We start from the raw sequence: 20,413 nt of genomic DNA on the forward strand, positions 1-20,413 counted from the left end.
TTTAAGGGGGCATCTCTTTCTTGTGTTTTGCAGCGCACAAGAATTGGCACGTCACAGGGCTTTGCATGACAAGTAACCGCTCTGAATTGTGGATCGACTTGCCTGACAATGCAAGAGTTCCCTCTAGGGTGAGGAAAAAAAATTTACACGGCGCGTCAAGTAAAGTCGCGACCTGCGAAAAGCCATTTCTTGAGGTCAAGAACCAATGGAAGGTCAGCAATTCCGCGATTTACTCTGATCGCAACGAACGTCAGCATTCGGGATCGCATCACGAAACAGCGAACGTCCAATTGGGTTGCGCGAAGCAGACATTCCCCCAGCACGGGAGCGCTTATGCCAAGCAGCGAAGTTCCCTCCCCCATGGACAAATCCCGCCGCCTCGCCTATACGCAAAATCATCAGATGATTTGGTGATCCATCCATGCAATCCCTTTCCAAGACTTCCCTGGTCGACAGGGCCGCCGAGGCGATCCGGGCGGAAATCCTGAAGAGCCGCTGGGGCGTGGGCGAGAAGCTGCCGAACGAGGCGCAGCTTTCCGAGCAACTGTCCATCAGCCGCGGCACCGTGCGCGAGGCGGTGCGGATTCTTGTCTCGCACGGCTATCTGGAAACCCGGCAGGGATCGGGGACCTACGTTCTTTCGGCGGCCGACCACACCCGGCCGCTGACGATGGTACGGCGCGCGGCGCTGCGCGATCAGTTCGAGGCCCGGCTGGCGCTGGACGCGGAGGCCGCCCGCCTCGCCGCCCTGCGCCATACACGGCAACAGGTCGCGGAGCTGCGCCGCCTTTTGGAAAACCGCGGAAACTATGACGGCCGCGACAAGGCCGGCTTCGTGACGCGCGACTTCGCCTTTCACCTCGCGGTGGTGGCGGCATCCGGCAACAGCGTACTTGTCAACATGTACGAGTTCTTCTCCAAAGTGATCGGCGAGACCATCGCAGCCACGCTCGGCGAGGACCTGCCCGAGCCCGACATGGCAGCCCATGCCGCCATCGTGGACGCCATCGAAAGCGGCGACCCGGACCGGGCGGAGGCCACGGTGCGCGCCTTCATGGCGCCGGTCCTCCGGGACCTGGACCGGCTGCTTACTTCATGACCCGGCCGGCAGACGTCGATCCCGGCTCGGTCGAACTGATCGACCCGGAAGAAACGGGCGACCTCGTCACCGTCAGCCCGGCGGAACAGCCGAGGGGGATCGCCCGGTTCGTGCTCGGCGCCAGCCTTGTGCTGATCGCCTTCAACCTGCGGCCCGTCTTTTCCAGCGCCTCCGCCCTGCTGCCGGAAATCCGGGACGGCTTCGGCCTGTCGGCGACGGGGGCAAGCCTTCTGACGACGCTGCCCGTGCTCTGCCTCGGGCTGTTCTCGCCGCTGGCCCCGCGCCTGGCGCGCACCATCGGCACGGAGCGCACGCTGCTGGCCGTCGCCTTCCTGCTTGCGCTCGGAACGGCGGCGCGGGGCCTGTCCTCCGTTCCGTTGCTGTTTCTGGGAACGGCACTCGCCGGGGCCTGCATCGCCGTCGGCAATGTCCTGCTGCCGGGGCTGGTCAAACGCGACTTTCCGGACAAGGCCGCGCTTCTCACCGGCTGGTACACGATGGCGCTCTGCGCGGGCGCGGCCAGCGCCGCCGGCCTGACGATCCCCCTGCAAAGGGCGCTCAGTGGCTCGATCGACGGCGCGCTCGCCGCCTGGGCCGTGCCGGCTCTGCTCGTCGCCCTCCTCTGGCTGCCGCAGGTCCTGGCCACCGGCAAAAGGGCGAAGGGCGATGTCTACAAGGTCGAAGGCATGTGGCGCGACCGGCTGGCCTGGCATGTCACGCTGTTCATGGGCCTTCAGTCGGCGCTCGCCTATTGCGTCTTCGGCTGGCTGGTACCGATCCTGCGGGCGCGCGGCCTGGACGGCGTCACGGCAGGTGCGATCGTTTCCGTCTCGGTCATGATCCAGGCAGCCTCCTGCCTGGTCGCGCCGCATCTCGCGGTGCGCGGCAGGGACCAGCGGCTGATCAACGTCGCCCTCTGCCTGATCGCCACCGGTGCCCTCCTCGGCCTCTTGTTCGCCCCGCTTTCCACGGTCTGGATCTGGGCCGTCCTGCAGGGGATCGGCCAGGGCGGGCTGATTGCCGTCGCGCTGACCGTCATCGTGCTGAGAACCCAGGATTCCCACGCCGCCGCACAGCTGTCCGGCATGGCCCAATGCGTCGGCTACACACTGGCGGCCATCGGCCCGCTGATCGTCGGCCTTGTCCAGAGCTGGACGGGCGGCTTCGCCTGGAGCGCCGCCCTCTTCGTCGCCCTCGGCCTCGGCGCCGGCGTCAACGGCTGGTTCGCGGGCAAGGCGGAGGTGGTTTCGGCCCGGACGGTGAAAGTGCCACGCCGGGACGCTCTGGCAAATGACGCGGCGCACGGATAGCATCCCGCATCTTGAACCACCTTGTTCTTCGCTGACGGAGCCCCGCATGCACGCCTTTCTGCCCTTCGACCTCGATGCCATCACGCCGGAAAAGGAGGCACCGGCCCCGGAAAAGGTGATTTCGGGCGATCCGCAGTTCACCACCTGGCTGGTCGAGGCGCGGGACGAGGACACGCTGTTTACCGGCGTGTGGGAATCGACGCCCGGCGCCTGGAAGATCTCCTATGACGAATGGGAGTTCTGCTCGATCCTCTCCGGCCGCTCCCGGCTGACCGACAAGGACGGGACTACCCGCGAGGTCGGCCCCGGCGACAGCTTCGTGCTGCAGCCGGGTTTTTCCGGTGTCTGGGAAGTTCTGGAGACGACCCGCAAGCTTTTCGTGATCCGCCTGCCGGCCTGACCCGGAAGGGACGGACCGGGCAGTTCAAATGCGCGTTCAGACCGGTTGCGGCTTGCTGCCGGCCCGAGTTTCAGAATGCGTCGCCCCGGGACATGCTGTAGATTTCCGGCAGTCATCAACTGCATATGGCCGTCCGGAGGCGCTCATGAACGAAGATGGCAATCAGGACGAAGGCAACCTTCACGACACCGACGGCCTTGAAAAGGCGATGGCCGCCTTCGGCGAAGCGTGGGCATGCGGCGTCATCGAGACACTGAAAACCTTGCTGTCGCCGAGTCACACGCACAATGACCTCTTCGGAAGGCATCTTCCTTACAAGGATTGGCTCGACTATGCGACCGGACGCAGCGGCCGGACCACCCGGATCGCCTTCAGGGACGTTGCCGTTCGCCGGTTCGGGAATGTTGCCGTCGTCACCGGGTTCAATGACATGACCGGTGACGGCGCAACGTCTCCGGAGGACACGAAGGATCTCTCGATTGCCTTCACGCAGGTTTGGCGCCTGGAAGATGGCCGATGGTTGCGCGAAGCCTTTCAGGCGACGCCGGTGGTTTCGCAGCTGGCGCGGTAATTCCGCGGCAGACAGCGCTCGAAGGGAAACGTGGCTACGGCAGGACCGCTCACGATGCCTTGCGCCATTGCCCCTTGCGCACGAAGTCGATCAGCCTGTCGGAGGGCATCGGCGCCGCGAAGGCGTAGCCCTGCAGGGCGTCGCAACCCAGGTCGCGCAGGATGGCGGCGTGCTCCATCGTTTCCACGCCCTCGGCGACGACCTGGATGCCGAGCGACTGGCCGATCTCGATGATCGAGGCGACCAGACGGCGCTGACTGTCGGAGCGGATGATCGGAATGACGAGCTGGCGGTCGATCTTCAGCCGTTTGGGCCTGAGATGGATAAGGCTGACGATCGATGCGTAGCCGGTGCCGAAATCATCAATCTCGATATCGATTCCCATCTCCCGCAGCCGCTCGAAATTGGCGGCAATGATGTCGTTCTTCTCATCCAGGAAGATCGATTCCAGAAGCTCGAACGACAGCGAGCCCGGCTCGAAGGAGAGGCCGTCGAGGCTCTCCATCAGGTTGGGATCGTTCAGCCGGCCCGCCGACACGTTCACCGACATCTTCGGAATGTCGATCCCGGCCGCCTTCCAGCGGGCGGATTGCCACAGCGTCCGTTCCAGGATGATGCGGTCGATGAGCGGAACCACGTTGAGTTCGCCGGCCGTTTTCAGGAAGGCATCCGGTAACAGAATGCCCTCGGAAGGATGGTCCCAGCGCGCCAGCGCCTCGACCCCGATGACCTCCAGCGTCCTGGCGTCGAACTGGGGCTGGAAGTAGGGCAGGAACTCCTGCCGTTCCAGACCGCACAGGATCTCGTCGGCGACCTGCTTGTTACGCACGATTTCCGATTTCAAGGTGTCGGAGAAGAATTCGAACCGGTTGCGGCCGTTGCTCTTGGCACGGTAAAGCGCGATGTCGGCATCGACGAGCAGGTGGCGGCCGTAGTCTCTCAGGGAGGTGTCGGCAATGGCGATGCCGATGCTGACGCCGAACCGGCATTCATGGTTCTCGAAGGGCACCGGTTGGCGCATCTCTTCGATGATCCGCCCCGCCAGCGCGGCCAGCTTCGAATGGTCCGCCGGCTCGGTGATGGCGATGACGAACTCGTCGCCGCCGATGCGCGCGACGAAATCGGTCGGGCTCGCGTTTTCATTCAGCACCGAAGCCGCATGGATGAGCATGCTGTCACCCGCCGCATGCCCGAGGGTGTCGTTGATATGCTTGAAGCGGTCAAGGTCGATGTGCAGCAGGGCCGTCGGTTTTTGTCCCGATTGCGGATCGAGGACCTGCTGGTCCAGAAAGCGCCGGTTCGGCAGGCCGGTCAGGCTGTCATGCAGCGAATGGTACTCCATCAGCGCCCGCGCCTCTTCCAGCTCCCGGTTCCTGTCCTCGGCGCTCTGCTTCGCGGTCATGAGGCGGGTCTTGAGCTGGATGTCGCTCGACACGTCCCAGTTGACCCCGAGGATGTAGCGCTGGCGGCGGATATTGGTGTGCACCGCTCCAATCGCCCGGATCCAGCGCGTGGAGCCGTCCTGCAGGATGATCCGGAAGTCCGAGTGATACATGCCGCCGGCGTTGATCGCTTCCCAGTATTCCTGTTCGGCCCGCTCACGATCGTCCGGGTGCAGGCATTCGGACCAGACGTCGTATTTCGACGTGTCGCGTTTCTCTCCGATGTCGTAGAGCTCACGCATGCGCCCGTCCCACGTCAGCTCGCCGGTATCGAGATTGAGTTCCCAGATCCCGATCTTGGAAGTGTCGAGCGCCAGCTTCAGGCGCTGCGACAGGCGCTCCATCTGGACCTGGCGGCGTTTCAGCTCGCGAATATGACGGCGGCGCTGGTCATAGAGCTGGCTTGCGATAAAGATCGGCACAAGTATCAGGAGGCCGCAGACGGCTACAAGGCCCCTGACATACCAGGTGTTCTCGGGACTGTCGGACCAGCCGCCACGCGGAATAGCCGCGATCTTCCAGCGGCCGGTCGGCAGAACCACTTCGGAGATGACCGGGTTCTGCGCCACGACCTGATCGTCGCCAAAGAAAACGGTCCTGTCATTGACGCTCGCATCGCGTCCGGAAATCGCGATGTCTATCGGAAGGTCGGGATCCGTGAGACCACTGTCCGCATAAAGACGCTCGGCATCGACCACCGCCGCGACGAGACCCCACAGGCTGTTTGAACCATCGGCATATTGGATGAAGACGGGAAAGCGCCCGATAAAGCCCTTGCCGCCCTGCAGCAGGTTGACAGGCCCGGCCAGGACCATCTCGCCGGAATTGACGGCGCGCATGGCCGCGGCGCGCTGCTGTTCGTTTGTCCGGTAGTCGAGCCCGATGGCTTTTTCGTTTCCCTTCATGGGATACATCAGGCTGACGACGAGGTTGGGTGCACCGGCAACATTTCGCAGCTGCGAGTGCTTGCCGATCAGGCTGCTGGCGATACGGCCGAACTTGTCCTGGTCGATGTCCGGCTGGGTGGCGATCAGGGCGACGAGACCGCGCACCAGTTGCAGGTTGGAGTTGATGTTGCCTTCCAGCCGGGCCCGCACCAGCCCCAACTGCTCGCCGACATCCACCCGCGCGCTCTGCAGGTGCACCGAACGGTTCTGGACTTCCGCGAAGATGCCCGCGACAACGGTCACGGCCAAGGCGATGCCCACCGCGGCAATGCTGCTGAGGCTCGGCCGCGTCAGAATTTGGCTTGCCTCAATTCGGGATAGATATGGCTTCGGCATCGCATCTCATACGTCGCAAAACCGCAGTTTCTCTTGAGTTTTGCGACAAGGGCCTCGAATTTGCCGAAGAGTACCCCCAAAAACGAAACAAATGCCTAAGGGGCAGCGTTTCCACAGAGTTTTCGAGCTGAAACCAGCTCTGCAATGATGCGTGCCCCTTTCAGCCCGCTCCCTCATCTCAAAAGGATGATCCCCACCACCGCCGCCACGATCAGCACGCAGCCCAGGATTTCCGAGCGCACGATCACTTCCTTGAAGATCAGCCAGGACGCCAGGAAGGTGAAGACAAGTTCGATCTGCGCAAGCGCGCGGACATAGGCGACGTTCTGCAAGGTCATGGCCGTGAACCAGCCGATGGACCCGGCAACGCCCGAGGCCCCGACCCAGACAGCCGCACGCCAGGCCTTCAGGCTGGCCCGCAACTGCTCGGGTTCCCGCCAGGCCATCCAGCTGCCCATGACAACGGTCTGAAAAGACGTCGCATAGACAAGCGCGAAGGCGGCCTGCATGGCAACGCCTGTTCCCTCCAGCGACAGGGAGGCAGTGCGATAGGCGACGGCCGAAGCTCCGAAGAAGGCGGCCGATGCCAGGCCGATCAGGGCGGGACGTCCGACGAGGGAAGTGCGGATCGCAGCAAGCGTCAACGGCACGCGTGCCAGCGAAATCACGATGACACCGGCAATGCCCACCAGGATGCAGACGGCGGCCACCGCAGACACATGTTCACCCAGCACCAGGAAGCCGAACAGCGCTGCCTGGATCGGCTCCGTCTTGGAATAGGCGGTGCCGACCGCAAAATTGCGGAAGGAAAACAGATGAATGAGCAGGAAAGTCCCCAGGATCTGGGCCAGCCCGCCGAGCGCACCGGCGACAAGCGTCGTGGCGTTGGGCACCGGCATGGGAAATCCGAACACCTGGTTGAGAACCAGGACGTACACGGCGGCGAAAGGCACACCGTAGCCGAAACGGACAAACGTGGCCCCACTGGTGCCCAGCTTGCCCTTCAGGTGTTTTTGCATGGCGGTGCGCAGGTTTTGGCAAAATGCGGCACCAACCGTGATGGGGATCCATAATTCCACGGGATCGGCTTTCCTGAATTGGTTGAATTGACATCATCTTAAATTCAAAAATTTCATTTTAAATCCGCAAAGAAAGAAACAATAAGATTAGTTTTTCTCAATAATTTCCACTGCCAGGGCGACATCCTTTTCCTTCGATACGGACACGATAACATCTCCATTCGCCGCTATCAGGACAGCTGCGGACCCTCCCGCGCTTGACAGCGCGCGGCTCTGCGGCTTAGGTCCGCGCTGAATTCGTTAACGCCCGGAGACCTTCCCGCCAATGACCAAAGATCTCGCTTCCCTGTCCAAGATCATCGATGCGGCCTTCGAAGACCGCGCAGCCATCGACACCGGCACCACCGGCGAAATCCGGGACGCTGTCGAGGAAACGCTGAACCTTCTGGATCAGGGCAAGCTCCGGGTTGCCGAGAAACAGGCTGACGGTGAGTGGGCCGTCAACCAGTGGACCAAGAAAGCCGTTCTCCTGTCCTTCCGCCTCAACGCCATGGAAGTCATCAAGGGTGGACCGGGTGATGCGGCCTGGTGGGACAAGGTTCCGTCCAAGTTCGACGGCTGGCGTGGCGTCGATTTCGAGGCCGCCGGTTTCCGCGCCGTCCCGAACTGCACCGTGCGCCGCTCCGCCTACATCGGCAAGGGCGTGGTACTGATGCCGTCCTTTGTCAACCTGGGCGCCTATGTCGATGAAGGCACCATGGTCGACACCTGGGCGACCGTCGGCTCCTGCGCGCAGATCGGCAAGAACGTTCACCTGTCCGGCGGCGTCGGCATCGGCGGCGTGCTGGAACCGCTTCAGGCCGGCCCCGTGATCATTGAGGACAACTGCTTCATCGGCGCCCGTTCGGAAGTCGTCGAAGGCTGCATCGTCCGCGAAGGCTCCGTGCTCGGCATGGGCGTCTTCATCGGCAAGTCGACCCGGATCGTCAACCGCATGACCGGCGAAGTCACCTATGGCGAGGTTCCGCCCTACTCCGTGGTCGTCGCCGGCTCCATGCCGACCTCCAGCCTGATGGGCAACGGGGAAGCCGCTCCGAACCTCTACTGCGCCGTCATCGTGAAGACGGTCGACGAGAAGACCCGTTCCAAGACCGCCATCAACGAACTGCTGCGCGACTGACAGACGGCTCCCGGTTGAGAGCACCCGAAATCGGGCAGCCTCAACCGGCCCCGGCGCTCATGGCAGCCGATCCCAGTAGGGCTGGTCGGGATCATATGTACGCACCAGGAAATCGATCAGGAGACGCGCGGCTCTCGGAATGAGCTGCCGACTCGGAAACTGGACATGCAGCGCCTTCGACGGCATCGAAAAGTCCTGCAGAAGCGGGACAAGAACTCCATTTTCGATGAGTGTATTTGCGATAAATGTGGGCAACCGCCCGACGCCCCCTCCTGCGATCAGGGCCGCACTCAACGCTTCGCTGCTATTCACCTTCAGGTTCCCGGAGACCTCGATTTTCTGAGCCCCCAGTTCGGACCTGAACTCCCAGAAATCCCGGTTGTCAGAGTAGGAAAAGAGCACGCAATTGTGTGCCTCCAGATCAACCGGGCTTAGCGGAGCACCCTCCCGGCGGACGTAGTCAGGCGAAGCGCAGACAATGCTGCGAAGCGGAGCCAGTTTTCGCGTGATCCGGGATGAGTCGGGCAAATCGCCCGCCCGCAATGCCAAATCGAACCTGCCGTCAATCTGCACCGTCGTGCTGTCATCGAGCGTCAGGTCAACGTTCAGTCTCGGATGACCGGCGAGAAAGCCCGGCAGCCAGGGCGCAACATGCCGCACACCAAAGGACATTGGTGCAAGGACGCGGATTTCCCCGACGGCTTCATTTCCGAAAAGCGCGGCTTCCCGTTCGGCGGTCTCGACGTGGTGCACGGCTTCGGTTGCATGAGCGAAATAACGTGTACCGGCTTCGGTCAGCGAGAGCCTGCGCGTGCTCCGCTGCAACAGTTGAATGCCCAGGCGTTTTTCCAGCAACGTGATGCGCCGGCTGACCGCGGACTTCGTGATACCAAGCCGCGCGGCCGCCTTTGAAAAACTGCTTTCCTCCACCACGACGACAAAGACGGCAAAATCCGGTATCGGGTCCATCGGCCTCTCATTGTTCGAATTTAGTCAACTTACTATCCAATTTACGCCGGATAGTAAATCCAGATAGGTGCAATACCTTGTCAGGAACGCACTCAAGGAGGCATTCATGACAAGCACGACGCTCGAACAGAGGCCCGCACCCGTTCTGCCGTATCTTGTGACGATTGGCCTGTTGGTCGGCGGGAATTTTGCCCTTGCCAAGCTGGTTGTTCTCGGAGGTCTGTCGCCGATCGATCTTTTTGCCTGGCAGGTTCTGGGAAGTGGGCTGATACTGACGGCCTGCCTTGTCTTTCGCAGGCGAACGGACCTGAAGGTACTGACCTCCAGGTCCGTCGCCACCTATTGCGCGGTCAACGGCCTGATCGGCGTCACCGCTCCCCAGATCCTGAGCTACTATGCCCTGACCGAGGTTCCGGCAGGCCTTTTCGCCATGCTGATCCCCCTGTCTCCCCTGCTGACCTTCTGCTTCTCATGCCTTGCACACCGGAAGATCCTGCCGCTGCGGCGTCTGCTTGGTATCCTGATCGGCCTTGCAGGCGTGACCGTCGCCACTGCGGACAAGGTGACCGGCGCTGACATCAGCCTTGTCCTGATCGCAGCAGCCTTTTTGGTTCCGGTACTTCTGGCGATTACGAATGTCTACAGGGAACGGGCGATGCCGGCCGGTGCAAACCCGCTCGTTCTCGCCGCCGGCACCCTGCTTTCGCAAGCCACCGTCTTCCTGCCGCTCATCGTGTTGAACAGTTCGGGAGTGGGATCGGTTCCCCCCTTGGACAGCACGGGCCTGCCGGTTCTCGTCCTGTGTGCGGTCACTGCCCTCAGTTACGTGATCACCTTCGAACTTTACAGGCGCACCGACGGTGTCGGGTTCAGTCAGGTCGGGTATTTCGCAACACTTGCAGGCATCGCGGCAGGCACCGTCTTCTTCGCCGAGCCGGTCACCCCCTGGTTCGCCGCCTCGGTCATCCTGCTTTTTGTCGGCATGGCGGTGTCCGACGGACACCTGAGGCTGAGGCACCTCCTGTCCGGCCGCCTGCCGGCGAAACGCCGGAATTCCGCAACCAAAGGAGAACTCACATGAAGATCACGACCACAACCGGCAATTCCAATCGCCCCCTCCTTGCGGCACTCTATTCTGCCGTCGATGCATTCGATGCGGAAGCAGTTGGCGCACTCCTCACCCGGGACGTCGGCTTTCAACTGGGAAATTTCGGTGAAATCTCCGGAAAGCAGGCCGTCATCGACGCCAATCGAGCGTTCTTCGAAACGATCGCCGCAATGCGGCACACGATCACGGGAATTTGGTCTGAAGACAGGACCGTGATCTGTGCCGGCACGGTTCACTATACCCGCAAGGACGGAACGGAACTGGAAGTGCCGTTCGCGACGGTTCTGGAATTGAGCTCCGGTCAGATCCGGGACTATCGTGTCTTTGTCGACATCTCCGCCCTTTGACGCCGGTCGATTGCCGGATGTCGACGGGGCTCACTGCCAGAGACGGCCGGTCGCCTCGGTGATCAGGAGCGTCAGGACCACATCCAGAACCACGACGCCGATGGCCATGCTGGTGCTGGCCTGAAGCGCGATCCGGGTGACGAGATAGCGGTACCACAACACCACCAGCGTGCAGGTGATGGACAGCAGCACGGCAATACCGGCCGGGATGACCCCCAGAAGGAACAGGATGCAGGTGATCGTGTACGGTACGGAAGCCAGCAGGCTGGTCCAGTTCCGGGTCACGACAAACGGTACGTAGCGATGCGAAATGCCAACCGGCACGGCAAGCAGCGCCAGCAGCAGGGGCAGGATGATCCAGTCGGCGATCAGCCCCGTGAACTGGGCAAACCAGAAAGCCCGCTCCGGAAAGGCGTCCGGGTGGTAGAGGTTCTCCAGGAAAAAGAACTCCTTGGAGACCTGACCGCTGAGCAGGACAAAGGGCACCAGCAGCACGATCACGGCGAAAGACCGCCAGAACCCCTGAACGGACTGGTCGAAGAACGCCATGCCTTCGGGCCGGTTGCGCAGAAGCAGCCAAGAGCCGTCAAGCGCGGCGCGTATTTCGTCCAGTCTGATCAAATTCAATCTGCTCCAGCTCAGTCCCCGGCCTTGCCTGATGCGAAATAACTCGTCAGGAATCGTTTATAGATTGCAGCAAGCTGGTCAAGGTCGCTAGTGGATGCACATTCGTCGACCTTGTGCATGGTCTGGCCGACCAGCCCGAATTCCACCACCGGGCAATAGTTCTTGATGAAGCGGGCATCCGAGGTTCCGCCCCCGGTGGAAAGCTCGGGCTTGCGGCCGGTTTCCGCCAGAACCGCATCGCCAAGGGCGGCAATCAGCGTCTCGTCCCGCGTCAGGAAGGATTCGCTGGCGTCGCGCTTGAACTGGACATCCAGCTTCAAATCGCCGAGGTCGACCGCCTCGAGAGTTTCAAGGATTTTCGCCTTGAGGCTTTCCAGCGTCCACTCGTCGTTGTAGCGGATGTTGAACCTGCCCTCGGCACGCGCCGGAATGACGTTGAAGGCCGGATTACCGACGTCGAGGGTGACAATTTCCAGGTTGGAGGGTTGAAACCGTTCGTTTCCCTGATCGAGTTCCAGTGCATCGAGCGCCGCCATCAGCCTTACAAGACCCGGGATCGGGTTGTCGGCCAGATGCGGATAGGCGGCATGGCCCTGAACACCCGTCACCGTCACCACGCCGGAAAGCGATCCTCGGCGGCCGACCTTGATGGCATCGCCCAGTTTTTCCGGATTGGTCGGCTCGCCGACGATGCAGGCGTCGAATACGTGTCCTTCGGCCTGCGCCCATTCCAGCAGCTTGGCGGTTCCGTTGACGGCCGGCCCTTCCTCGTCCCCGGTGATCAGGAAGGAAATCGCGCCCTGAAACCCGCTGCCGGCGTCCTTCAGATAGTCCAGAGCTGCGGCTGCGAAGGCCGCGATCCCGCCCTTCATGTCGACCGCGCCACGGCCAAAGAGATATCCGTCCGCAATCTCGCCTTCGAACGGCCCGTGGCTCCAGTCGCTTTCCGCGCCCGCCGGCACCACATCCGTGTGACCGGCGAAGACGAAATGGGGTTTGCCCGTGCCGATCGTGGCGAACAGGTTCTCCACATCCGGTGTGTCCTCGTCCTGAAACGTGACGCGCGAAACAGTGAACCCCGCCGCCGACAGCAGCTCCTCCAGAACGGTGAGCGCGCCGCCTTCGTTTGGTGTCACCGAAGGACAGCGGATCAGGTTCTGGGCGATGGCAACGGCGGAAGAAGGCATGGGCAGATCTCGTTTTTCACTCTGTCAGCAAGCAGCGGGCAGCGGCCGGCGTCATTTCTTGTTCCAATAGCTGTTGGACAGCGGCCCGTAGCGGTTCGGCGCCGCCTGGCCAGGAATGATACCGAGGGCGATCACCATCAGGAAATTCACGAAAGGCACGAACGTCAGCAAGGCGAAGAACCCGCTGCGGCCGAGGTCCTGCAGCCGCTTGATGACAACCGCCAGCTCGATCCATTGCAGCGCGAAGAACAGGAAGGGAAACAGCGGATTGGACTCCATGAACATGGCCAGCGTGACGGCCTCCGGGTCGGGGATCACCGTGTTCGACTTCCACCACAGGCGGATGGCAATGAAGATGATGACCCAGACCAGAAAGAAACACAGCCAGTAGGGCTGGCGGCCCATGCGTCCGATCGGGCTCATCAGGGCCCAGAACGGTCCGGGGGCAATATTGGCGCTCGGTGGGGGCGTGCTCATTCATTCCCGCTTTCTAGTTTGTTCCGCAAGGAGGTAGACGCATAAGCGGTATGGATCAAGGTCTGTCTCATGTTCCGCTGACTGCAAATGCGGACCTTCTCAAGGAAACAACTACCGGTGCCCCCCGGCACGGGTCCGTACCCTGGGGTTATTTTGATGGATTTTCCAGCATCTTGGTGTCTATGTTAGCGCCAGGACTGACAACACCGACGAGGGGCTTCAAATGACCGGTGCTTGGAAACCGAGACTAACCATATGTATTCTCAGTTTGTTTCTCGCCATTCAAACACTTCTCGCCACCCCGGCCCCGGCGCAGGAAACAAGCACCGCCCTTCCGGAGCCGCTTCAACAGGAAGCCATGGAAAAGCTGGTCAAGGACCTCGATCCGGACCAGGTCAAGGCTCTGACGGACATGATGACGCTCCTGCAGCAGGGAGCGGCCGCACGTGGGCCTTCGGCTGCCACCGAAGCGGGCCCGGGCCTGCTTGAAAAGACGCATATCCTGCTCGGCGACATCGGCACGATGATAGTCGACCAGTTCCGCAATCTCCCGGACCTCTTCAGCGGCATCATCGGCGGCATCGGCGCGCTGTTCGCCGGAAAGGTCGCGGGACCAGTCCATATTTTCTTCGGCGCGGTCGCTCTCATTCTCGCTGCCGGTTTCGCCGCTGAATTCATGGCAAACCGGCTGATGTCCTCACGACGCGAAACCATTCAGACACGGATGCCGGAGAACCTGTTCGAAACCGTCAGGCTCGTCTCTCTTCGGGCCGGACTGGATCTTGGCGGGCTTGTCATCTTCGCAATCGTCGCCTTCGCTGTCGGGCGGGTTGCCATCTTCGATCCGGTAACCCGCGCCTATGCCTTCCAGGCCGTCTACTGGATCGTGTTTCTGCCCCGGCTGATTGCCGCCCTGCTGCGTTTCGCCCTGGCGCCGCACCGGCCCGAACTGCGCCTGGTGACCGCAGACGATACCACGGCCTCCTCGCTATACCGCAGTTTCACGACACTCTTCGCGGTAGTTGGCATCGCCTTCTTCCTGCGCAACATCATGCATGGCGCCGGCGAAACCGTCGGCGAAACCTTCCGCTTCTTCATCGGCTTCGCAGTCAACGCCTGGATCATCGCCGTGATCTGGAAAGCGCGCAAAGGTCTCACTTCCATCATCCTGGGAGACGAAACCGAACCCACCAGCGGGCTGGAGCGCATGGCCCGCTTCTGGCCCTATTTCTCCATGGCCTTCATTGCCTTCAACTGGGTGCTGATCCTCGTCATGTCGAGCCTGGGCAGCGAAACACTGACGGCGGGACGCTCGCTGGCCGTGATCATCCTGGTGGTCTTTGCGCCGTTCCTCGACACCATGGTGCGCGGCATAGTCTCCCACATCATCCCCCCCATGCAGGGCGAAGGCCCGGTCGCGGAAGCCGCGCATCTGCAGACCCGCCACAGCTACGTGCGCATTGCCCGGGTCGGCCTGATCACCCTCCTCATTCTTATGGTCGGGCGGATCTACGGCCTGAGGCTGCTGGCCCTCGGCGGCGACGAAGGCTCTGAAGTGGCGCGCGACACGGTCGTGCTTCTCCTGATCCTGGCCGCCGGATACCTGGCCTGGGAAATCACCAACCTGTGGGTCAATCACCAGCTGGCAAAGGATTCGCCTCCCGAAGCGAACCAGGACGACGAGGCGGAAATGGGCGGCGCAGGCAAGTCGCGCATGGCCACCATCCTGCCCCTGCTGCGCGTCGTGATGCAGATCTCCATCCTGACGCTCACCGGGCTGCTTGCCCTCAGCCAGCTCGGCATCAACATCACGCCGCTTCTGGCCGGTGCCGGTGTCGTCGGACTGGCCGTCGGCTTCGGAGCGCAAACGCTGGTGCGCGATGTGGTCTCCGGCATCTTCTTCCTGATGGACGACGCCTTCCGGCTGGGAGAATTCATCGACACCGGCGGCACGATGGGCTCCATCGAGAAAATCTCAATCCGCTCATTGCAATTGCGCGGCTCACGCGGAGCCGTCCATATCGTGCCCTACGGCGAGATCCCGAAACTCACGAACCTGTCGCGCGACTGGGTGATCATGAAGCTGAAATTCACGGTTCCCTTCGACACGGATGTCGAAAAGGTTCGCAAGCTGTTCAAGAAAATCGGCCAGGAAATCATGGAGATGGAGGAGTTCAAGGACGACATCCTTGCCCCGTTCAAGGGTCAGGGCGTCGCGGATGTCGATGATGTCGGTATCGTGGTGCGCGGCAAGTTCACCACCAAGCCCGGCAAGCAGTTCGGCGTGCGCAAGGAAATCTACAAGCGCGTCCAGAAAGCCTTCGAGGAAAACGGCATCCAGTTCGCCCGCAAGGAAGTCCGTGTGCATATTCCGGACAACGCCAAGCTGGACGACGACCAGAAGGAACAGATTGCCGCGGCGGCCGCCGCCAGCGCCTCGGAGACCAAGCCTGCGGCCGAGTAGAGCCTTCCGCTCGGCCTCGCGGCACGCTGTGTGCATTTGCCGTCAGGTCTGTTTGCAGGTTGTACGAGCAAAGCCGGGAGCTTGTGGCCCATCCTTCGAGACGGTCTATCGGCCTCCTCAGGATGAAGTCGAATTTGTTTGAAGCTACGGTCCACCTGACACCTCCTCCTCCTGAGGAAACGCGAAAGCGCTGTCTCGAAGGATGGGCCGCTTGCTCTACCAAAGCGAACCCTTGAAGGCACAGGTTTCAAGACGGCACTGGGAGATCTCCATAAGAGCGAGATAGAACAGCTGCATAAGTCCTTCTGCGCATTGAGCTCCTCATCATTTCATGACTAAGATTGCCCGGCTGAAAATACAGCCGGGCAATCGCTTTTGGGAGGAAGCTTGCTGATGAATGAGAACAATTCCTCTTCGACGGACACCAGCTCAGCGAAGCCTAACGGCCTGCGGCCGATGCCGAAGGTCAACACGATCACCGCCAATGACGTCATCGACGCCCTGGCGGCGGGCCTGTCGGATTTCCGGAAGGCGCCTGGCTACGGGTTGGCGATCGGGGCGTTTTTCGCAATCGGCGGCCTGTTCGTGATCCTGAGCGCGGCTGCGCTCGATCTGACCTACCTGTCCTATCCGGCCGCCGCCGGTTTCGTCCTGCTTGGCCCCTTTGCGGCCGTCGGCCTTTACGAAGTCAGCCGCAGGCTGGAGAAGGGCGACACGCTGTCCTGGTCTGAAATCCTCAAGACCATGTGGGCGCAGAAGAGCCGGGAACTCTCCTGGATGGCCTTCGTTGTGCTCTTCATCCAGATCATGTGGATGTATCAGGTGCGCCTGCTGCTGGCGCTTTTCCTCGGCTTCCGCTCCTTTGCCTCCTTCGACGAGTTCCTGTCGGAGGTCATCTCCACGCCGGAAGGGCTGATGTTCCTGGCGGTCGGCCATGTGGTCGGCGCGGTGCTGTCGCTGATCCTGTTCTCGCTGACGGTGGTGTCCTTCCCGCTGCTCCTGGAAGACGACCGGGACTTCATCACCGCCATGATCACAAGCGTGCGTTCGGTTGTCGCCTCCCCGGTCCCGATGATCGGCTGGGCCTTCGTCGTTACCGCCGTTCTGGTCGTCTCGATGATCCCGGCGTTTCTGGGCCTGATCGCCACCCTGCCGATCCTCGGCCACACGACCTGGCATCTTTACCGGAAGTGCGTTGAAGCGCCTGAAGAGGCAGCAAAGGCGTAGTCAGACGTCAGGCCAGGAGGCAACGGCAGCGCGGCATTTTCCGGAAGGTGGCCTGACCGGCTATTTCGTAAGGTCTTGCGCCAGCATGAGGGCATTGCCGTCCGGATCATAGAATGTTGCGATGCTGACCATCCCTTCGACGGTTTCGGTTGCCCCATCGAATTTCACATCAACATTTTCCAAAGCGGCACGCGCAGCCGCAATATCCGCCACTCCGAACACGGGAACGGTGTTGCCGGGTGCGGGCTCTGATTGTTCGCCCAGCCCCAGAGTGACACCTTCGGTATTGGTCTGCATCTCGCTCCAACCGGCCTCGTCGATATGAACGAGCAGCTTGAAGCCAAGATGCTTTTCGTACCATTCGGCACTTGCATGCCTGTCACGAACCGAGAGTGCCAAAGTGATTGTGTTGTCCAAAGAAATGACCGGCATGACGCTTTCCTATGTATCAAAAATATAGTAGCTATACTTTATGGATTTACCCCTGCTTGTCAACCTCACATCCAAAGCTTGGTCTTTGAAAATCCTGGCCCTATTGCATTCCGGCGTTCCTGGCCGGCAGGCACCGTTGATTGCAGCGACCAATGCAAGCCGCTCCTCGTTCGCCTCAAGTCTCGATCATTTGGTTCAGCTTGGATTGCTGGAAAAAAATCCAGGACACGGTCATCCATTGCGGCCGGAATTCCGGTTAACGCAGAAAGGTGTATCGGCAGCGGCAATTGCAGCCAGAATCGTTGAGATTGCACCCGAGGGCGATGCGTTTGCCGTCATCAGGCGAAGCTGGACGGTGCCCATTCTCGCCTTGACCGCGTCACCGAAGCGCTTCTCGGTCATAAAATCCGGACTGGGTGCGATTACGGACCGCGCGTTATCCCAGTCAATAGGGGTTCTGGAAGAACGGCTCTGGCTCACTCGAGAAATTGACGTTTCGCAGAGGTCGCCATTTCCGACCTATCAAGCAGTGAACGCAGGCAGGAAAATCAATCTCGTGATTGGCCTGGACATCTAGTTCCAAAGAGAATTGTCTTTTCCGGAGAAGCGAGGCAATGGTTCTTGCTCCCTTGCCGCCGCTATTCCTCGCCGTCGTCCCCGGCTTCCATGGCCGCCTTGCGGGCCTGCCAGTCCAGCATCAGCTCCCTGTCCAATTCGGCAGAGCGGTAGTCGACGCGGGTGAGATAGAGCCCGTCCGCCGGGGCGACCGGGCCGCAGGCCTTGCGGTCGCGGGCGGCAAGCGCCTTCGTGATATCGCCCGGCCTCCATTTGCCTTCGCCCACCAGACGCAAGGATCCGACCATGGACCGGACCTGGTTGTGCAGGAAGGAGCGGGAGGAACATTCGGCGATGACGAACTCGCCTTCCCGGTAGACCCGGAAGTCTTCCAGTGTCTTTTCCGGGCTCTTCGCCTGACAGCGCGAATGGCGGAAGGTGGTGAAGTCGTGGTGACCGACGAACTCCTGCGCCGCCGCGTTCATGGCCTCGGCATCGAGATCCGGTTTCACATGCCAGGCGAGGCCACGCTGATGGGTCAGCGGCGGCACGCGGTTATGGATGCGGTAGCGGTAGGACCGGCGGATGGCAGAGAAGCGCGCATCGAAACCTTCGTGCATTTCCTCCGCTTCCAGAATGACGACCGGGTCCGGCTGGCAGTGAAAATTCATCGCTCCCATGATCGTCTTGACCGGCCAGGGTTTCGAAAGATCCGCATGGCAGACCTGACCCGTTGCATGCACGCCCGTATCTGTGCGCCCCGCACCGCCGATCGTCACCTCTTCGCCGGAAAAGGCCTTGATGGCGCGCTCGATCACGGCCTGAACGGACGGGCCGTTGGCCTGGCGCTGCCAGCCGCAAAACGGGCGGCCGTCATATTCAACCGTCAACTTGTATCGTGGCATTATTCGAATTCTTCAAACGGCGTGGCAAAGGCCACTTCAATCGGCAGGTCGCGGCTGCCTTCATCCGTCAGCGCGAGCGCCATGAAGGCGTCGCCCGCATAGGGACCCTGCACCTTGCGGGCCAGAGCCGGGTCGAAGCCGAAACGCGGATAATAGGAAGGTGGTCCGAGCACAAGCACGAGATCCTCGCCGAGATCCTTCAGTTTTGCCAGAGAGGATGTGATCAGGGCCGAGCCGATACCGGAACGCTGTTTCTCCGGCCAGACCGAAACCGGTGCCAGGCAGGCGATCTGCAGCCCCTGCCCCGGACCGATGGCGGCCGGGGTCACACGGCTGTAGGCAACGTGCCCGACAATCGCGCCCTCGTTGTCGACCGCGACCTGTTCCAGCACCAGTGCACCGCAATGGCGGAGCGTATGGACGAGACGCGCTTCCATGTCAGACGGAAAGGCCGCCGTAACGAGATCCCTGACGACGGACTCGTCATTCGAGGTCACATCCCGGATTGTCAGCTGCGATGCGTCTGTGGTGCTCATCCTGTCTCTCCCGAGGGCCAGATTAATCCAGAACCGTACCGTCAGAAAGAGAGGCCCCACGCAGGAAGTCCGCCCCGCTCATCGGCTTCTTGCCCGCGCGCTGCACCTGATCGAGACGCACGGCCCCTGATCCGCAGGCAATGACAGGTGAGCTGCCTGTTTCCAGAACCGTGCCTGCGGCTCCTTCACCCGCGGCAAGCGAGCTGCGCAGGATCTTCACCCGCTCCCGTTTGCCGCCCAGTTCCATCTCGCACCAGGCACCGGGAAAGGGTGACAGGCCGCGAATGTGATTATGCACCTCCGCAGCAGAACCGGACCAGTCGATCCGCGTTTCCTGCTTGGAGAGCTTGGCGGCATAGGTGACGCCCTCTTCCGCCTGCGGCTGTTCCCCGAGCGCGCCACGCGAAAGCGCCGCAAGCGCACGAACCATGAGGTCGCCGCCAAGCCCGGAGAGCTGGTCGTGCAATTCGCCTGCGGTCATGTTCTCAGATATGGCGACGGTTTCCGACATGCAGACCGGGCCGGTGTCGAGCCCTTCCTCCATGCGCATCACCTGCACCGCCGTTTCCGTGTCACCCGCCATGATCGCCCGGTTGATCGGCGCGGCCCCGCGCCAGCGCGGCAGCAGCGAGGCATGCAGGTTGAGGCAGCCGTATTGCGGCGCCTCCAGCACGGCCTTCGGCAGCAGCAGGCCATAGGCGACCACGACGGCTACATCCGCGTTCAACTCTGCAAAGGCGGCATGTTCTTCCGGGTCCTTCAGGCTTTTCGGCGTAAAGACAGGGATACCGAAGGACTCGGCAGCCTCGTGGACCGGCGACTTCTTCAGATCCATGCCACGACCGGCCGGACGCGGCGGTTGCGAATAGCAGGCAACGACGTCATGGCCCTGCCCGACGATCTCCATCAGGGTCGGCACCGAAAAGTCGGGGGTGCCCATGAAAACAACGCGAAGAGACATGAGGCTCCTGAAGGGTTTGAAAGCTTTGCGCCCTTATTGCGCTTTCAACAGGGCCTTGCAAGGGCAGGGACCGGTTGCTGCAGGGATTGCTCCCTTTCTTCAAGTCAGCAGAGCTGCGTCCAGGGACCTCTCCACCATGTACCAACCTCATCCTGAGGAAGCGGAGATTTGCGTACAGGCTATTCTCAAGCCAGCCCCGGGAGCAGGGCCTTTATGCTGTCGACCATCATTTCCATGGCGATTGCCGCCAGGATCATGCCCATGAGACGGCTCATCACGCTCGTTGCGGTCTGGCCGAGGAAACGCGACAGGAA

The 20,413-nt window shown here is 61.6% G+C and carries 21 protein-coding genes; 10 read left to right on the top strand and 11 right to left on the bottom strand.

Annotated elements, in window-relative coordinates; translation table 11 throughout:
• The first annotated feature begins 421 nt into the window (after nt 1–421).
• The 4 genes from ACQY7U_RS00140 to ACQY7U_RS00155 all read left to right on the top strand — a co-directional run bounded on the left by ACQY7U_RS00140 (nt 422) and on the right by ACQY7U_RS00155 (nt 3,380).
• Entirely contained in the window at nt 422–1,099 is a 678-nt protein-coding gene (locus ACQY7U_RS00140) for a FadR/GntR family transcriptional regulator (protein ID WP_428640782.1), read from the top strand.
• Entirely contained in the window at nt 1,096–2,409 is a 1,314-nt protein-coding gene (locus ACQY7U_RS00145) for a CynX/NimT family MFS transporter (protein ID WP_428640784.1), read from the top strand. The genes ACQY7U_RS00140 and ACQY7U_RS00145 overlap by 4 nt, the downstream gene beginning before the upstream one ends.
• A 46-nt stretch (nt 2,410–2,455) precedes the next feature.
• Complete coding sequence (locus ACQY7U_RS00150; RefSeq protein WP_428640786.1) at nt 2,456–2,809, top strand: cupin domain-containing protein; 354 nt, start codon at nt 2,456–2,458, stop codon at nt 2,807–2,809.
• A gap of 145 nt (nt 2,810–2,954) precedes the next feature.
• Nucleotides 2,955–3,380, top strand: a complete 426-nt coding sequence (locus ACQY7U_RS00155; protein WP_428640787.1) for a nuclear transport factor 2 family protein — start codon at nt 2,955–2,957, stop codon at nt 3,378–3,380.
• Between the two features lie 49 nt (nt 3,381–3,429).
• Here the strand turns inward: ACQY7U_RS00155 and ACQY7U_RS00160 are convergent, their stop codons facing one another.
• The gene (locus ACQY7U_RS00160; RefSeq protein WP_428640789.1) at nt 3,430–6,105 is read right to left on the bottom strand and encodes a bifunctional diguanylate cyclase/phosphodiesterase; all 2,676 of its coding nucleotides are present in this window, start codon (nt 6,103–6,105) and stop codon (nt 3,430–3,432) included.
• A gap of 173 nt (nt 6,106–6,278) precedes the next feature.
• Nucleotides 6,279–7,184, bottom strand: coding sequence for an EamA family transporter (locus ACQY7U_RS00165; RefSeq protein WP_428640791.1), 906 nt, complete (start codon nt 7,182–7,184; stop codon nt 6,279–6,281).
• 265 nt (nt 7,185–7,449) lie between these two features.
• On the opposite strand from ACQY7U_RS00165, the gene dapD reads away from it, so the two are divergent.
• Entirely contained in the window at nt 7,450–8,304 is an 855-nt protein-coding gene (gene dapD / locus ACQY7U_RS00170; RefSeq protein WP_428640793.1) for a 2,3,4,5-tetrahydropyridine-2,6-dicarboxylate N-succinyltransferase, read from the top strand.
• A 57-nt stretch (nt 8,305–8,361) separates the two neighbouring features.
• On the opposite strand, the gene ACQY7U_RS00175 is transcribed toward dapD, so the two are convergent.
• Nucleotides 8,362–9,273: a LysR substrate-binding domain-containing protein gene (locus ACQY7U_RS00175; RefSeq protein WP_428640795.1), complete on the bottom strand. Its 912-nt coding sequence runs from the start codon at nt 9,271–9,273 to the stop codon at nt 8,362–8,364.
• Between the two features lie 106 nt (nt 9,274–9,379).
• Between ACQY7U_RS00175 and ACQY7U_RS00180 the strand changes: the two genes are divergently transcribed.
• A complete protein-coding gene (locus ACQY7U_RS00180) occupies nt 9,380–10,354 on the top strand; it encodes a DMT family transporter (RefSeq protein WP_428640797.1) in 975 nt (324 codons plus the stop codon).
• Entirely contained in the window at nt 10,351–10,728 is a 378-nt protein-coding gene (locus tag ACQY7U_RS00185) for a nuclear transport factor 2 family protein (protein ID WP_428640799.1), read from the top strand. The genes ACQY7U_RS00180 and ACQY7U_RS00185 overlap by 4 nt, the downstream gene beginning before the upstream one ends.
• A 30-nt stretch (nt 10,729–10,758) precedes the next feature.
• Here ACQY7U_RS00185 and ACQY7U_RS00190 read toward each other — a convergent pair whose 3' ends face one another.
• From ACQY7U_RS00190 to ACQY7U_RS00200, 3 genes are read right to left on the bottom strand one after another with little or no spacing between them, the layout of a single operon-like run.
• Complete coding sequence (locus ACQY7U_RS00190; RefSeq protein ID WP_428640801.1) at nt 10,759–11,349, bottom strand: hypothetical protein; 591 nt, start codon at nt 11,347–11,349, stop codon at nt 10,759–10,761.
• A gap of 17 nt (nt 11,350–11,366) precedes the next feature.
• A complete protein-coding gene (gene dapE, locus ACQY7U_RS00195) occupies nt 11,367–12,542 on the bottom strand; it encodes a succinyl-diaminopimelate desuccinylase (protein ID WP_428640803.1) in 1,176 nt (391 codons plus the stop codon).
• Nucleotides 12,543–12,593: 51 nt separating this feature from the next.
• The gene (locus tag ACQY7U_RS00200; protein ID WP_428640805.1) at nt 12,594–13,019 is read right to left on the bottom strand and encodes a DUF805 domain-containing protein; all 426 of its coding nucleotides are present in this window, start codon (nt 13,017–13,019) and stop codon (nt 12,594–12,596) included.
• 358 nt (nt 13,020–13,377) lie between these two features.
• On the opposite strand from ACQY7U_RS00200, the gene ACQY7U_RS00205 reads away from it, so the two are divergent.
• Complete coding sequence (locus ACQY7U_RS00205; RefSeq protein ID WP_428640806.1) at nt 13,378–15,483, top strand: mechanosensitive ion channel family protein; 2,106 nt, start codon at nt 13,378–13,380, stop codon at nt 15,481–15,483.
• A gap of 393 nt (nt 15,484–15,876) precedes the next feature.
• On the top strand, nt 15,877–16,710 hold the full coding sequence (locus tag ACQY7U_RS00210; protein ID WP_428640808.1) for a DUF2189 domain-containing protein: 834 nt from the start codon (nt 15,877–15,879) through the stop codon (nt 16,708–16,710).
• Between the two features lie 60 nt (nt 16,711–16,770).
• Here ACQY7U_RS00210 and ACQY7U_RS00215 read toward each other — a convergent pair whose 3' ends face one another.
• Nucleotides 16,771–17,142: a VOC family protein gene (locus tag ACQY7U_RS00215; protein ID WP_428640810.1), complete on the bottom strand. Its 372-nt coding sequence runs from the start codon at nt 17,140–17,142 to the stop codon at nt 16,771–16,773.
• Between the two features lie 40 nt (nt 17,143–17,182).
• Here ACQY7U_RS00215 and ACQY7U_RS00220 point away from each other — a divergent pair, with 40 nt between their 5' ends.
• Nucleotides 17,183–17,719, top strand: coding sequence for a winged helix-turn-helix transcriptional regulator (locus tag ACQY7U_RS00220; protein WP_428640812.1), 537 nt, complete (start codon nt 17,183–17,185; stop codon nt 17,717–17,719).
• Between the two features lie 61 nt (nt 17,720–17,780).
• On the opposite strand, the gene truA is transcribed toward ACQY7U_RS00220, so the two are convergent.
• From truA to ACQY7U_RS00240, 4 genes are all read right to left on the bottom strand, one after another.
• The gene (gene truA, locus ACQY7U_RS00225) at nt 17,781–18,602 is read right to left on the bottom strand and encodes a tRNA pseudouridine(38-40) synthase TruA (RefSeq protein ID WP_428640814.1); all 822 of its coding nucleotides are present in this window, start codon (nt 18,600–18,602) and stop codon (nt 17,781–17,783) included.
• The gene (locus ACQY7U_RS00230) at nt 18,602–19,138 is read right to left on the bottom strand and encodes a GNAT family N-acetyltransferase (protein ID WP_428640816.1); all 537 of its coding nucleotides are present in this window, start codon (nt 19,136–19,138) and stop codon (nt 18,602–18,604) included. Before ACQY7U_RS00230 ends, truA begins: the two co-directional genes overlap by 1 nt.
• 22 nt (nt 19,139–19,160) lie before the next feature.
• Complete coding sequence (fmt, locus tag ACQY7U_RS00235) at nt 19,161–20,099, bottom strand: methionyl-tRNA formyltransferase (RefSeq protein WP_428640818.1); 939 nt, start codon at nt 20,097–20,099, stop codon at nt 19,161–19,163.
• Nucleotides 20,100–20,284: 185 nt separating this feature from the next.
• A complete protein-coding gene (locus ACQY7U_RS00240) occupies nt 20,285–20,410 on the bottom strand; it encodes a MarC family protein (protein ID WP_428640820.1) in 126 nt (41 codons plus the stop codon).
• Nucleotides 20,411–20,413: the final 3 nt, after the last annotated feature.

The organism is Roseibium sp., assembly GCF_050301095.1.
Taxonomy (GTDB): domain Bacteria; phylum Pseudomonadota; class Alphaproteobacteria; order Rhizobiales; family Stappiaceae; genus Roseibium.